Source organism: Klebsiella sp. 10982 (genome assembly GCF_048589245.1).
GTDB classification, from domain to species: domain Bacteria; phylum Pseudomonadota; class Gammaproteobacteria; order Enterobacterales; family Enterobacteriaceae; genus Klebsiella; species Klebsiella quasivariicola.
This window is the reverse complement of sequence record NZ_JBMAXV010000001.1, coordinates 63,620-76,350: the sequence shown is the minus strand read 5'-3', so window position 1 is coordinate 76,350 and position 12,731 is coordinate 63,620. Positions and strand designations below refer to the sequence as shown.

The 12,731-nt window shown below is 59.1% G+C and carries 9 protein-coding genes and 1 CRISPR repeat array (1 of these 10 cut by a window edge); of the genes, 6 read left to right on the top strand and 3 right to left on the bottom strand.

From position 1 onward, the window contains the following. Nucleotides 1–2,891: a CRISPR direct-repeat array (repeat unit 29 nt; unit sequence GTGTTCCCCGCGCCAGCGGGGATAAACCG); it reaches 495 nt to the left of the window's first position. Nucleotides 2,892–2,993: 102 nt separating this feature from the next. From ACKLKD_RS00365 to ACKLKD_RS00355, 3 genes are read right to left on the bottom strand one after another with little or no spacing between them, the layout of a single operon-like run. Continuing rightward, nucleotides 2,994–5,015 (bottom strand): hypothetical protein, encoded by a 2,022-nt coding sequence (locus ACKLKD_RS00365; protein WP_087804581.1) that lies wholly within the window; start codon nucleotides 5,013–5,015, stop codon nucleotides 2,994–2,996. Next, nucleotides 5,002–6,189 (bottom strand): DUF3142 domain-containing protein, encoded by a 1,188-nt coding sequence (locus tag ACKLKD_RS00360; RefSeq protein WP_087804578.1) that lies wholly within the window; start codon nucleotides 6,187–6,189, stop codon nucleotides 5,002–5,004. Before ACKLKD_RS00360 ends, ACKLKD_RS00365 begins: the two co-directional genes overlap by 14 nt. A 35-nt stretch (nucleotides 6,190–6,224) precedes the next feature. Next, entirely contained in the window at nucleotides 6,225–7,280 is a 1,056-nt protein-coding gene (locus ACKLKD_RS00355; RefSeq protein WP_080897109.1) for an aminopeptidase, read from the bottom strand. 246 nt (nucleotides 7,281–7,526) lie between these two features. Between ACKLKD_RS00355 and cysG the strand changes: the two genes are divergently transcribed. The 6 genes from cysG (at nucleotide 7,527) to ftsB (ending at nucleotide 12,728) form a co-directional block, all read left to right on the top strand. Beyond that, on the top strand, nucleotides 7,527–8,933 hold the full coding sequence (cysG, locus tag ACKLKD_RS00350; RefSeq protein WP_165931856.1) for a siroheme synthase CysG: 1,407 nt from the start codon (nucleotides 7,527–7,529) through the stop codon (nucleotides 8,931–8,933). 9 nt (nucleotides 8,934–8,942) lie between these two features. Further along, nucleotides 8,943–9,851: a sulfate adenylyltransferase subunit CysD gene (gene cysD / locus ACKLKD_RS00345; RefSeq protein ID WP_002915160.1), complete on the top strand. Its 909-nt coding sequence runs from the start codon at nucleotides 8,943–8,945 to the stop codon at nucleotides 9,849–9,851. A 9-nt stretch (nucleotides 9,852–9,860) separates the two neighbouring features. After that, the gene (gene cysN / locus ACKLKD_RS00340; protein WP_080897111.1) at nucleotides 9,861–11,288 is read left to right on the top strand and encodes a sulfate adenylyltransferase subunit CysN; all 1,428 of its coding nucleotides are present in this window, start codon (nucleotides 9,861–9,863) and stop codon (nucleotides 11,286–11,288) included. Further along, nucleotides 11,288–11,893 carry an adenylyl-sulfate kinase gene (cysC, locus tag ACKLKD_RS00335; RefSeq protein ID WP_080897112.1) on the top strand — a complete coding sequence of 202 codons (606 nt, stop codon included), beginning with the start codon at nucleotides 11,288–11,290 and terminating at the stop codon, nucleotides 11,891–11,893. Before cysN ends, cysC begins: the two co-directional genes overlap by 1 nt. A 50-nt stretch (nucleotides 11,894–11,943) precedes the next feature. Further along, a complete protein-coding gene (locus ACKLKD_RS00330) occupies nucleotides 11,944–12,270 on the top strand; it encodes a DUF3561 family protein (RefSeq protein ID WP_080897113.1) in 327 nt (108 codons plus the stop codon). Between the two features lie 140 nt (nucleotides 12,271–12,410). Beyond that, on the top strand, nucleotides 12,411–12,728 hold the full coding sequence (ftsB, locus tag ACKLKD_RS00325; protein ID WP_002915156.1) for a cell division protein FtsB: 318 nt from the start codon (nucleotides 12,411–12,413) through the stop codon (nucleotides 12,726–12,728). The last annotated feature ends 3 nt before the right edge of the window (nucleotides 12,729–12,731 follow it).

Sequence of the window (12,731 nt, the reverse complement as noted above, 5' to 3'; positions counted from 1 at the left end):
CCCGCGCCAGCGGGGATAAACCGATATTTTTTACCGGGATCTCGATACCCCAGCAGTGTTCCCCGCGCCAGCGGGGATAAACCGTCCAGCCCTTCCGGTGTGATGTCCCACTCTGAGTGTTCCCCGCGCCAGCGGGGATAAACCGGGTAACCGGGTCGTCGTCCAGGTCCTCGTCGGGTGTTCCCCGCGCCAGCGGGGATAAACCGGTTGTGATAGAAACACCTTTTGTTAATGGGGAGTGTTCCCCGCGCCAGCGGGGATAAACCGGTAGCGATGTGCTGGCGCAACTCCGGCAGCTTGTGTTCCCCGCGCCAGCGGGGATAAACCGCTGTTTCATCCGCGCATTGACACGGAGCTGCAGTGTTCCCCGCGCCAGCGGGGATAAACCGCGCCTCTAAATATTATAGTATCGCAGACGTCAGTGTTCCCCGCGCCAGCGGGGATAAACCGGTCACTGGCCGCGCTATTTCCGGGGGTAAGCTGTGTTCCCCGCGCCAGCGGGGATAAACCGGCGATCTCTTTTGTGCGGGGCGCCGACGCTGCGTGTTCCCCGCGCCAGCGGGGATAAACCGTATCGGGCGGACCAGGCCACCCCCGTCGCCCGCGTGTTCCCCGCGCCAGCGGGGATAAACCGTGTACCGCGTCAAGCCCGTTTTCGCGAATATCGTGTTCCCCGCGCCAGCGGGGATAAACCGGTCGAAAGCCCGAATGGCGATATCGACGCTATGTGTTCCCCGCGCCAGCGGGGATAAACCGCCGGGATGACAAGTTCCGGCCCATTGAACCCGGTGTTCCCCGCGCCAGCGGGGATAAACCGGAAGCTGAAGATATAGCAGTCGACGGGGCTGTGTGTTCCCCGCGCCAGCGGGGATAAACCGCCGTGATCATCTCCCGCGGGGAAATGGTCGGAGTGTTCCCCGCGCCAGCGGGGATAAACCGAGCAATAGCAATGGCCTGCGCCTTAATTAACGGTGTTCCCCGCGCCAGCGGGGATAAACCGCCATTTTTAGTAGCAATAACCTGCAATGACAGGTGTTCCCCGCGCCAGCGGGGATAAACCGAGTTTGTTCGTCGCATTAATGGCGTGAACGTTGTGTTCCCCGCGCCAGCGGGGATAAACCGAATGCGCCGGCCGAGGTGCTGGTGCGCGAGGTGTGTTCCCCGCGCCAGCGGGGATAAACCACCGTTATCAGCCAGGATACCAGGTTCTCACGCGTGTTCCCCGCGCCAGCGGGGATAAACCGGCAGATCACCAGCCTACAGGCCATCTTCCAGAGTGTTCCCCGCGCCAGCGGGGATAAACCGCAGGCGGGGCAACCTCGACGCAGCGCGCCGGAGTGTTCCCCGCGCCAGCGGGGATAAACCGGTTTGGATCTTGTCGCCGTAGCCGGGCCAGTTGTGTTCCCCGCGCCAGCGGGGATAAACCGGCGGGCATCTCTCGTGCCGGTCGCACCGCGCCGTGTTCCCCGCGCCAGCGGGGATAAACCGGCACCAACGTTTACGGTGCGGTGGTGAAACAAGTGTTCCCCGCGCCAGCGGGGATAAACCTGCAGTAACCAGCCGCTCAGCTGCCGATTTCTGGTGTTCCCCGCGCCAGCGGGGATAAACCGCCTCGTCTCCAACCGGCTGCTCGTTGAAGTTGGTGTTCCCCGCGTCAGCGGGGATAAACCGGATCAGATGTACCCCATCTTCAGTTGGGGATGGTGTTCCCCGCGCCAGCGGGGATAAACCGAGTCAAGACCGGTACCGCGGCGGATATCCTGAGTGTTCCCCGCGCCAGCGGGGATAAACCGGCGGTTACGTTGTGCTGGATATCTCCCTGAAAGTGTTCCCCGCGCCAGCGGGGATAAACCGAGGGGCTGACACGTGCCGGCCAACTGTCCCCCGTGTTCCCCGCGCCAGCGGGGATAAACCGGATGAAATTTAGGTGCGCACCACTTTTCATATGTGTTCCCCGCGCCAGCGGGGATAAACCGTAATCAAACGACGCATTACCGGGGTTTCAGAAGTGTTCCCCGCGCCAGCGGGGATAAACCGCAGGCGCTGCAGAAAATGTACCAGGACGATCTGTGTTCCCCGCGCCAGCGGGGATAAACCGCAAATGATTCGCGCGACTAAAGTTGCAGCCCGGTGTTCCCCGCGCCAGCGGGGATAAACCGAAAAAACTGGTCTTGAAGGGCTTGACCCGAAAGTGTTCCCCGCGCCAGCGGGGATAAACCGTCGCCGTACCAGAAGGATATTTGTTTTAATCTGTGTTCCCCGCGCCAGCGGGGATAAACCGGTTCGCACTGTTATCCAATCGTGGAGGAAATTGTGTTCCCCGCGCCAGCGGGGATAAACCGTTAGTAAACGTTGCACCCATGCGGCCAAGTGTGTGTTCCCCGCGCCAGCGGGGATAAACCGTCAATACATTTGAAGCTGCTTTTGCTCCTTTTGTGTTCCCCGCGCCAGCGGGGATAAACCGCGCTCTAAATTTTGGGCTTCTGGATATGATGTGTGTTCCCCGCGCCAGCGGGGATAAACCGGTTCACGATCTCTTTGTCGGCTTCCTCGATAAGTGTTCCCCGCGCCAGCGGGGATAAACCGAAATCATCAACGGCTCCAACACGACCGTTAACGTGTTCCCCGCGCCAGCGGGGATAAACCGATTTCCATTCGCCCCGGTGTTGCTTGCACAGTGTGTTCCCCGCGCCAGCGGGGATAAACCGGAATGGTCACAATTCAAGGGGGTGCTGGCGCTGTGTTCCCCGCGCCAGCGGGGATAAACCGTTAACGGACAGACGTTGCTCAACGTAGTCCGAGTGTTCCCCGCGCCAGCGGGGATAAACCGTTAACGGACAGACGTTGCTCAACGTAGTCCGAGTGTTCCCCGCGCCAGCGGGGATAAGCCTGCCACTAACTTCATCGAGCCTTATGGTGAGGACGAAAGACGACTGAAAATAAGTATCACTACCTGCCGCTCTTTAACGGAATGCCCCCTTAATTAGCCGATATCACTGCTTTTTCACCGTCTCCTGGAGCGCGCTAAAATCCGGCTCCGGGCAATCCCGACCAAAATTTTCGGCCCATGGGTATGGGGCGCCGTATTTAACATAGCGCTGATACAGGCGTTTGGTTAATTGAGCATCCCGCCCCCATACCCATCCTGTTGCATTACACAGCACGGCAGCATAGGCCTGTGATTTATATGGCAACAGGTCGGCCGCTTTTTCCGCCAGCGTCACCGCCTGCCAGCGATAGTGTAAGAAATGACTGTCCTGTTTTGGCAGGGATCGCTGAACGCGTTGTCGTTCGCCATCACTTATCCACGATGTCACGGCCGAATCATCTTCAGGCCCCCGGTTGTAATAGGGCCATGAATACCCGCCACCATACAGCGTAAAATCGGGCGCCATCTCATAGCCAGACAATTCCATTCCCTGATGACGCAGGATAAGCGCTGCTCGCCACCAGCCCTGCGCCCGGGCGGTTTTGTTACCCGTTGTCGGCAAGGCATCGATAAACGCCCGGGCGGCGTCTCGATCCGCGTTCAGCGCAAAATAGGCCAGCGCTTTTTGATACTGGCCCGTGCACATTAGGCGTCGGGCGAGCAGGTTGCGTAGCCTGGCGTCAGCGCTATCGCGCCCGGCATTTTTCGGCGTAGTAGGGGCTGAAGGAGAAGGTGCCGGGACATATTTATCCACGAAAGCAAGGAGTTCATTGAGCGTGAGCACTCGTTCGGCAATGTGCGCCACATCTGGCCAGTAATTTTCTTTCGCCTGATACATCAGCCGCATTGCCTGCAGATAGTCGTCGCGGTTGAGCGCGAGTATCGCCTGCTCGGCGTGAATACGGCAGACCGGCGTAACAAACTCCTCGCCGACAATGTCATCACTATAGGACTGGAAACCCCAGGTTTCATTTGGCGGGAATGACGCCGCGGCTTTGGCGTACCATGCCGCTGCCGCGTTGACATCACCGGCCCGCAGCGCCATTTTGGCCCTTACCCAGGCGGTGAGCCCATTTTCTTTGGCGTTTTTCAACATCAGCGTCACCAGCGGATATTGGCCGTTACGATAGGCGAGGGCGATCAGGCGGTCGCTACCGGGCATATCGCGATCGACTTTCTGCGCCAGCTTCGCTATTAACTCATTATGGTAATTTTTGATCTCTGTCGGATCAAAGGGCCGCGGTTCCGGCTCGTACAAGGAATTGGACGAACGAGTAAAAAAGCTCGCAATCAGCAGTTGCTGAATAACCGGATCGTCCAGGCCGGGTTGCAGGAACTGTTCGTTTTCCGGGTGGTTGAGGACGTCGACAGTGTAGCGTAAGGAGAGGCTACCACTGGGTGAGCCCTGCGCCGCTTGCCGGGCATAAAGATGGGCCGCGGCAATGGGGTCGCTTTGCCAGTGTTTGATACGTCCCTGCTGGCCAAGACTTGCCAGCGAGAGCAGCTCCGGATCCTGCTGACCTTCACGAACGGCGTCAATGATCTGCTGGTAGAGGTCAAAGGCTTCGCGCAACTCCTGCTCACTACCGTGAGAAGAACGACTGTCAGCAAGCGGATAATCACGCATCAAATCGCGTGCGAGCGAATAACGCGCCTTAAGCCCCCACTCGCCCTGTTGTTCCACGGGCAAGGCCAAAAGCTGGCGAAAATAGTCGCGCGCCCGGCTATCGCGTTCAGTAAATGCCACTGCGCCGAGCACGTACAGGCGGCTGGCGGTCGGAAGATCGGCGGCCATTTTTTCCGCGGCGGCTAACGAACCGCTGGCGCGGATCTCTTTGAGCAAAAGGTCCCGCACAGTAGGGGCTGCAGGCTTGTCGGCAGAAGTATCACGCCATTGTGGAAGTCGTGGGTCGGCAGGCACCAGGCGGCTGCTCTCTAAAGCAAAGCTCCCCTCCGGCAGGTACAGCAGATTGGCCTGGCGATCTGCTAACAAGTAGTTGGGGAAAAACGGCCCACAGGCGTGGCTGCTGGCAGCGACAAACGTCGCCGCCAGGAAGGCGGCCAGAGGTAATTTACGGGTTAACATGAAACTTTCCTTGTGGTGGCGTTGAGCATCTTGCCCAACCAATGGCTTGCGTCCGCCCGGCGCGCAACAGCGCAGGGGCGGTGAGGGAAAACGTTTGTTCGCTAAAGCGGTAGCTTCCGACGCCGTCGGCGGCCAGACAATCTTCCGTGGTTAGCGTAATTTTCGCCGGGAGTGGGGAGTCAATATTGCCTGTGTTTTTAATCGCCAGTTCGTAGAGCGTAGACTCTACGCTGGCGCTGGCCTTATCGGGAAGCGCCAGCCACTGCCAGCGGGAGGTTAACGGCTGATGGCGGATGACGGCCGACAGCGTGCTGAGCGACCAGGCGCGGGTATCGTTATCCAGAGGCAGACGAAACCAGACGATACCTGAAAAATGATGCGGCTGCTGTTGTTCCAGTTCGCGAATAAACGTGTCGATTTGCTGCGGTGAAACGCTCAGTTCTTGTTTTTCAGCCGCAATCCACAGCGGTGACTCGCTTTCAACGCTGGCGGGCTGTCCCGGGGCAGTGATGAGCGCGGAACCATAGGCCGGGAGCGCAAGGTAAAAAGGATGAGGAGCGATAAGCGCATATTGCCTGCTCCAGCGCCGGGCCAGTGTCGGGTCGAACAAGCCGGTTCCCGGGGATTGCACGCTATGAAGTTGCAATACGGAGCTATCTACCGCTTTCAACAGAGGACGCAGTCCGGGGGAGGTGAGCCAGGTCGGGAGCGCCGTGATGCTGAGCGTGATGTCTGAAGGCAGCGCCTGGCGCATGGCCATCAGGAGACGTTGATAATCGGAGAGCCGCCCTGTGGGAGCATCATAATCGATTTCAATGGCGCTGAGATTAACGCCCGCCGCGCGCCAGTGGGCCACCAGGCGCTGGATCGGCGGCAGTATTGTGGCGGCATCAAGCTGCGTCAGGCTGCCATCGAGACGGACGACCAGCCACACCGGACGGCCGTCCTGCTGTAATAATGAAGTGTTAACGCGGGCCAGGCGGACGCCTTCCTGAGGATGAAACTGGATCCCCAGAACGCGCAAGGTGGAAAACAGCGCCTGGCTTTGCTGTAGCGCGGTCTTATGCTGGTCATTCCAGACCCGCTGCCAGATATAGACCTGGCTGTCGGCGAGGGCGCCCGCGCAGACAGCCAGCAGCAGAAAAAAAATGCCTGAACAGCGTAAATTGATCATGGCGACAGTCCTTGTTGCCGATGTTGACTAGCCGATTATTTTAATGACGATGGCTTCTCCACCTTCGCCAGCTCTTTCACCAGCGGCAGCATCACTTTCACTACCTCGCGTCCGCGGTGTTCGATGCGCCCCGGCAGCGCGTTGTCGAGATACTGCTGATTATCAAGCTGCACGTTGTGCCAGCTGGTACCGTCCGGGAAGGCGCGGGATTTCTGCCGCTGTTGATAGCCATCTTTTTTGCCGAGTGACCAGTTAGTCGCCTCGACCGACAGCACCGGGATCCCGGCGTTGTCAAAGACGCTGGCGTCATTGCAGCAGCTGGTGCCTTTCGGGTAATCCGGATTCAGTCCTGGATTGGTATAGGCGGCAATGCCCTTGCTGCGGGCAATAGCCAGCGCGCGGTCGCGGGTCAGCTTGCGCACCGAGGCCGGCGTGCGGCGGCCGCTGTTGAAGTAAAGCTTATCGCCGACCACCAGATTATCGAGGTTGATCACCAGCAGCGTATTTTTCTTTTCCGCCTCGCTCATGCGCTGCAGCAAATTTTGCGCCCCGAGACGGCCTTCCTCTTCGCCGCTGGTGGCGATAAAGCGAATGCCATAGCGGGTGGGGACGTTCTGTAAATGCTCCGCCAGCTCCAGCAATACGCCGAGCCCCATCGCGTTGTCATCGATACCCTGCAGCGTCAGGCCGCCGAGGTTGTTTTCCACGTCTTTATCGCTCTGCGGCGCATAGGTGTCGAGGTGAGCCATGATAATAATCTGCTGGCGCACCTTGCCTTCATGGGCGGCGATCACCGTACTGCCGGTGGCGTTATGCCAGTTCTTACGCTGATTGCTATCGGTATAGATGTAGCGGGTATTGAAGCTGCGCACGTCGCTCTGATAGCCCATCTGGGCAAACTGCTGACGCAGATAGTCAGCTGAGAGCATTTCCGGCGGCGTTCCGGTCATTCTTCCCGGAAAGACGGTGGCGATATGGCGGGCCTGGCTACTGGCGGTATCGCCCAGCGCGCTGAATGCGGGGGCGGCGGCGAAAACAAAACCGGTGCCGAGCGCCAGCGGAAGCAGGCGGCGGCACAACGCGGAAAACATAACGGGTCCTTACACGAACGAGACAATTTGACGGCTACAGTATGAAACTGTGACCGCGGTTAAACAATTTCAATCGCTCTTAAATAGCGGAAAAATAGCGCGTTAAGCACTTTTTGATATTTGTATTTTCGCAGCGTTATTCCTTTGCGTCACAACTCATTCCATTTCGTAATTTCATTTGCTCTAAGGCGCACCCTATAGTCGCATTATCGCTGATTGTAAGAGAGTTGTTGCACCGTGGATTACTTGCCTCTTTTTGCCGAACTGAAACAAAGGCCCGTGCTGGTGATCGGCGGCGGCGAGATTGCGGAACGCAAGATTAAGTTCCTGCTGCGCGCCCAGGCGCAGGTGCAGGTGGTCGCCGGGACGCTGTCTCCGGCGCTGGCCGACCTGGCGGCGCGCCAGGCGCTCAGCTGGCGAGCGACGGAATTTAGCGACTCGCTGGTGGATGATGTCTTTCTGGTGATTGCGGCCACGGAGGATGAGGCGCTTAACCAGCGGGTGTTTGCGGCGGCTAATGCGCGCTACCGGCTGGTCAACGTGGTGGATAACCAGGCGCTGTGCTCGTTTGTTTTCCCTTCTATCGTCGACCGTTCGCCGCTGCTGGTGGCGATCTCCTCCAGCGGTAAAGCGCCGGTACTGTCGCGCATACTGCGCGAAAAAATCGAAGCGCTGCTGCCGACGAACCTCGGACGGCTGGCGGAATCGGCGAGCTACTGGCGTAACCATCTGAAAACCCGCCTGACGACCACCGAAGCGCGTCGCCGCTTCTGGGAGCGCGTCTTTACCGGCCGCTTCGCCAGCCTGATGGTGGCGGGCAATCATGCGGAGGCGGAAAAGGCGCTGCAGGATGAGCTGGATAAGCCCGAACGTGAGACAGGAGAGATTATTCTGGTCGGCGCCGGGCCGGGCGATGCCGGGCTGCTGACCCTTCGCGGTCTGCAGGCGCTCCAGCAGGCGGACGTGGTTTTCCACGACCATCTGGTGACTCAGCCGGTTCTCGAGCTGGTGCGCCGTGATGCCGAGCTTATCTGCGTCGGCAAACGCGCCGGCGAGCACTCGGTGCCGCAGCATGAAACTAATCAGCTGCTGGTGGATGCCGCCAAAGCGGGGAAAACCGTCGTGCGTCTGAAGGGCGGGGATCCGTTTATTTTTGGCCGCGGCGCAGAAGAGCTGCAGGCTGCCGCCGAGGCGGGGATCCCGTTTCAGGTGGTGCCGGGCGTCACCGCCGCCGCCGGAGCGACGGCCTACGCCGGTATTCCGCTGACCCACCGCGATTATGCGCAAAGCGCCGTCTTTGTCACCGGCCACTATAAGCCCGACAGTGCGCCGTTCGACTGGGCGCTGCTGGCGAAGAGCCAACAAACGCTGGCGATCTACATGGGCACCATGAAGGCGGCGGAAATCAGCGCCCAGCTGATCGCCCACGGCCGCGACAGCATCACGCCGGTGGCGGTGATTTCCCGCGGTACCCGCGACGATCAGCAGACGATAACCGGCACATTGCAACAACTCGAACACCTGGCGAAAGACGCCCCCATGCCTGCCCTGCTGGTGGTAGGCGAAGTGGTGCAGCTGCATCAGCAGCTCGCCTGGTTTCAACATACATCATCCGCCGAGGGGTTTAACGCTTCGGTGGTCAATCTGGCTTAAGGAACGGTTATGGACCAAAAACGACTCACTCACCTGCGGCAACTGGAGGCGGAAAGCATCCATATTATTCGTGAGGTGGCCGCCGAATTTTCTAACCCGGTGATGATGTACTCCATCGGGAAAGATTCCAGCGTAATGCTGCATCTGGCGCGCAAAGCGTTTTATCCGGGAACCCTGCCGTTCCCGCTGCTACACGTCGATACCGGCTGGAAATTCCGTGAGATGTACGAGTTCCGCGACCGTACCGCCAAAGCCTACGGCTGTGAGCTGCTGGTGCATAAAAACCCGGAAGGGGTGGCGATGGGCATCAACCCGTTCGTTCACGGCAGCGCCAAGCATACCGATATCATGAAAACCGAAGGCCTGAAGCAGGCGCTGAACAAATACGGCTTTGACGCCGCGTTCGGCGGCGCGCGTCGCGACGAAGAGAAATCCCGCGCGAAAGAGCGCATCTACTCCTTCCGCGACCGCTTCCACCGCTGGGACCCGAAAAATCAGCGTCCGGAGCTGTGGCACAACTACAACGGCCAGATTAACAAAGGCGAAAGCATCCGCGTCTTCCCGCTCTCCAACTGGACCGAGCTGGATATCTGGCAGTACATCTATCTGGAAAATATTGAAATCGTGCCGCTGTATCTGGCCGCTGAGCGTCCGGTGCTGGAGCGCGACGGCATGCTGATGATGATCGATGACGACCGTATCGATCTGCAGCCGGGCGAGGTGATTGAAAAACGGATGGTGCGTTTCCGTACCCTCGGCTGCTGGCCGCTGACCGGCGCGGTGGAGTCTGAAGCGCAGACGCTGCCGGAAATTATTGAAGAGATGCTGGTATCGACCACCAGCGAACGTCAGGGGCGCGTCATTGACCGCGACCAGGCCGGCTCGATGGAGCTGAAGAAACGTCAGGGGTATTTCTAAGGAGCCGCCATGAACACCACAATTGCCCAACAAATTGCCAACGAAGGCGGCGTAGAAGCTTACCTGCACGCGCAACAGCACAAGAGCCTGCTGCGTTTTCTGACCTGCGGCAGCGTCGATGACGGCAAAAGCACCTTAATTGGCCGCCTGCTGCACGATACCCGTCAGATCTATGAAGATCAGCTCTCTTCGCTGCACAACGACAGCAAGCGTCACGGCACCCAGGGCGAAAAGCTGGACCTGGCGCTGCTGGTGGACGGCCTGCAGGCCGAGCGCGAGCAGGGCATCACTATCGATGTCGCCTACCGCTATTTCTCAACGGAAAAACGCAAATTTATCATCGCCGACACCCCGGGGCACGAGCAGTACACGCGCAATATGGCCACCGGCGCGTCCACCTGCGACCTGGCGATCCTGCTGATCGATGCGCGCAAAGGCGTGCTCGACCAGACCCGCCGTCACAGCTTTATCTCTACGCTGCTGGGCATTAAGCACCTGGTGGTGGCGGTCAACAAAATGGATCTCGTCGAGTTTAGCGAAGCGCGCTTCAACGAGATCCGGGAAGATTATCTGACCTTCGCCGAGCAGCTGCCGGGCAACCTTGATATCCGCTTTGTGCCGTTGTCGGCGCTGGAAGGCGATAACGTCGCCAGCCAGAGCGAGAATATGCCGTGGTACAGCGGCCCGACGCTGCTGGAAGTTCTCGAAACCGTGGAGATCCAGCGGGTGGTCGAGAGCCAGCCGCTGCGCTTCCCGGTGCAGTATGTTAACCGTCCGAACCTCGATTTCCGCGGCTTCTCCGGCACGGTCGCCTCCGGTACGGTTACCGTTGGCCAGCGTCTGAAGGTGCTGCCGTCGGGCGTCGAATCGAGCGTGGCGCGTATCGTTACCTTCGACGGCGACCTGCAGGAAGCCGCTGCCGGCGAAGCCATTACCCTTGTGCTGAAAGATGAAATCGACATCAGCCGCGGCGACCTGCTGGTTGACGCGCAAGCCTCGCTGCCGGCGGTACAAAGCGCCAGCATCGACGTGGTGTGGATGGCCGAGCAGCCGCTGACCCCGGGCCAGAGCTACGACATTAAAATTGCCGGCAAGAAGACTCGCGCTCGCGTCGACGCTATCCGCTACCAGGTCGATATTAACAACCTGACCCAGCGTGAAGTCGAGTCTCTGCCGCTGAACGGCATTGGGCTGGTGGATCTAACCTTTGACGAACCTTTAGTGCTGGATCCGTATCAGCAAAACCCGGTGACCGGCGGGCTTATCTTTATCGATCGCCTGACCAACGTCACCGTGGGCGCCGGGATGGTCAACGAGCCGCACCTGCAGGCGCCGACGTCGACATCGCAGTACAGTGCCTTCGAGCTGGAGCTGAATCAGCTGATCCGCAAACACTTCCCGCACTGGGACGCCCGCGACCTGCTGGGAGGCAAATAATGGCCCAGCATGACGAAAACGTCGTCTGGCATGCCCACCCTGTGACCCAGCAGCAGCGGGAGCAGCATCACGGCCATCGCGGCGTGGTGCTGTGGTTTACCGGCCTTTCGGGGTCGGGTAAATCCACCGTCGCCGGGGCGCTGGAGGAGGCGCTGCATGATCGCGGCGTCAGCACCTATCTGCTGGATGGCGACAACGTGCGCCATGGCCTGTGCAGCGACCTGGGATTCAGCGATGAGGATCGCAAAGAGAACATTCGCCGCGTTGGTGAAGTGGCCAGACTGATGGTCGATGCCGGGCTGGTTGTATTGACGGCATTTATATCTCCGCACCGTGCGGAACGGCAGATGGTGCGCGAGCGCCTCGGGGAAGGTCGCTTTATCGAAGTGTTCGTCGATACCCCGCTGGCCATCTGCGAGGCGCGGGATCCGAAAGGATTGTACAAGAAGGCGCGGGCAGGGGAATTACGCAATTTCACCGGCATAGACTCGGTCTATGAGGCTCCGGAAAAGGCGGAAATTCATCTGGATGGTGAACAATTGGTAACAAATTTGGTGCACCAACTATTAGACCTGCTGCAACAGAGCGATATTATCAGATCCTGAAACGGCAGCGGCATCGAGGGGTGCCGGTTGCCCGGTCTACAGGATTCGATATGCGCAATACCCAGAACCTCAGTATTATTCGTTCAGAACCGCCTCCGGCGATCGGCGACGAGACCACCTGGTCTTTGTCGGGCGCTGCCGTGGGCTTTATTTCGTGGCTGCTGGCGCTGGGTATTCCCTTCCTTCTCTATGGCAGTAATACACTCTTCTTCCTCCTTTACACCTGGCCATTCTTCCTCGCGTTGATGCCGGTGGCGGTGGTGGTTGGTATTGCGCTGCACTCTCTGCTCAATGGCAAACTGCTTTACAGCGCCGGCGCGACTATCCTGACCGTCGGGCTGATGTTTGCGCTACTCTTCCTCTGGCTGTTGGGATAACCCGTTTCTGGTATGAATCAAGCATGGGTATCGGCAGCAAAAATATGGTACAGTCCCCGCGTTACGCGGCATCGTCCGCGCGCCCCGGTAGTGTACCCGGGCGAGTTTTGGGATGATGATGCCGTTTTTCAGGGGGCAGGATGGGTAAACTAACGCTGCTATTATTAGCTTTGCTGGTCTGGCTACAGTATTCGCTGTGGTTCGGTAAAAACGGCCTGCATGACTACACGCGGGTTAACGACGACGTCACCGCCCAGCAGGCGACTAACGCCAAACTAAAAGCACGCAACGATCAGCTGTTTGCCGAAATTGACGACCTCAACGGCGGGCAGGAGGCGATCGAGGAGCGTGCGCGCAATGAACTCAGCATGACCCGCCCGGGCGAAACCTTCTATCGTCTGGTACCGGATGCGTCTAAACGCAATCAGGCATCGGGGCAACAGCAGAACAATCGATAACCA

Bases quoted from the DNA above. Each gene is read 5' to 3' on its own strand.
- ACKLKD_RS00330 (WP_080897113.1), top strand. From the start codon at position 11,944: ATGCGCAATACCCAGAACCTCAGTATTATTCGTTCAGAACCGCCTCCG.
- ACKLKD_RS00360 (WP_087804578.1), bottom strand. From the start codon at position 6,189: ATGATCAATTTACGCTGTTCAGGCATTTTTTTTCTGCTGCTGGCTGTC.
- cysD (WP_002915160.1), top strand. From the start codon at position 8,943: ATGGACCAAAAACGACTCACTCACCTGCGGCAACTGGAGGCGGAAAGC.
- ACKLKD_RS00355 (WP_080897109.1), bottom strand. From the start codon at position 7,280: ATGTTTTCCGCGTTGTGCCGCCGCCTGCTTCCGCTGGCGCTCGGCACC.
- cysN (WP_080897111.1), top strand. From the start codon at position 9,861: ATGAACACCACAATTGCCCAACAAATTGCCAACGAAGGCGGCGTAGAA.
- ftsB (WP_002915156.1), top strand. From the start codon at position 12,411: ATGGGTAAACTAACGCTGCTATTATTAGCTTTGCTGGTCTGGCTACAG.
- ACKLKD_RS00365 (WP_087804581.1), bottom strand. From the start codon at position 5,015: ATGTTAACCCGTAAATTACCTCTGGCCGCCTTCCTGGCGGCGACGTTT.
- cysC (WP_080897112.1), top strand. From the start codon at position 11,288: ATGGCCCAGCATGACGAAAACGTCGTCTGGCATGCCCACCCTGTGACC.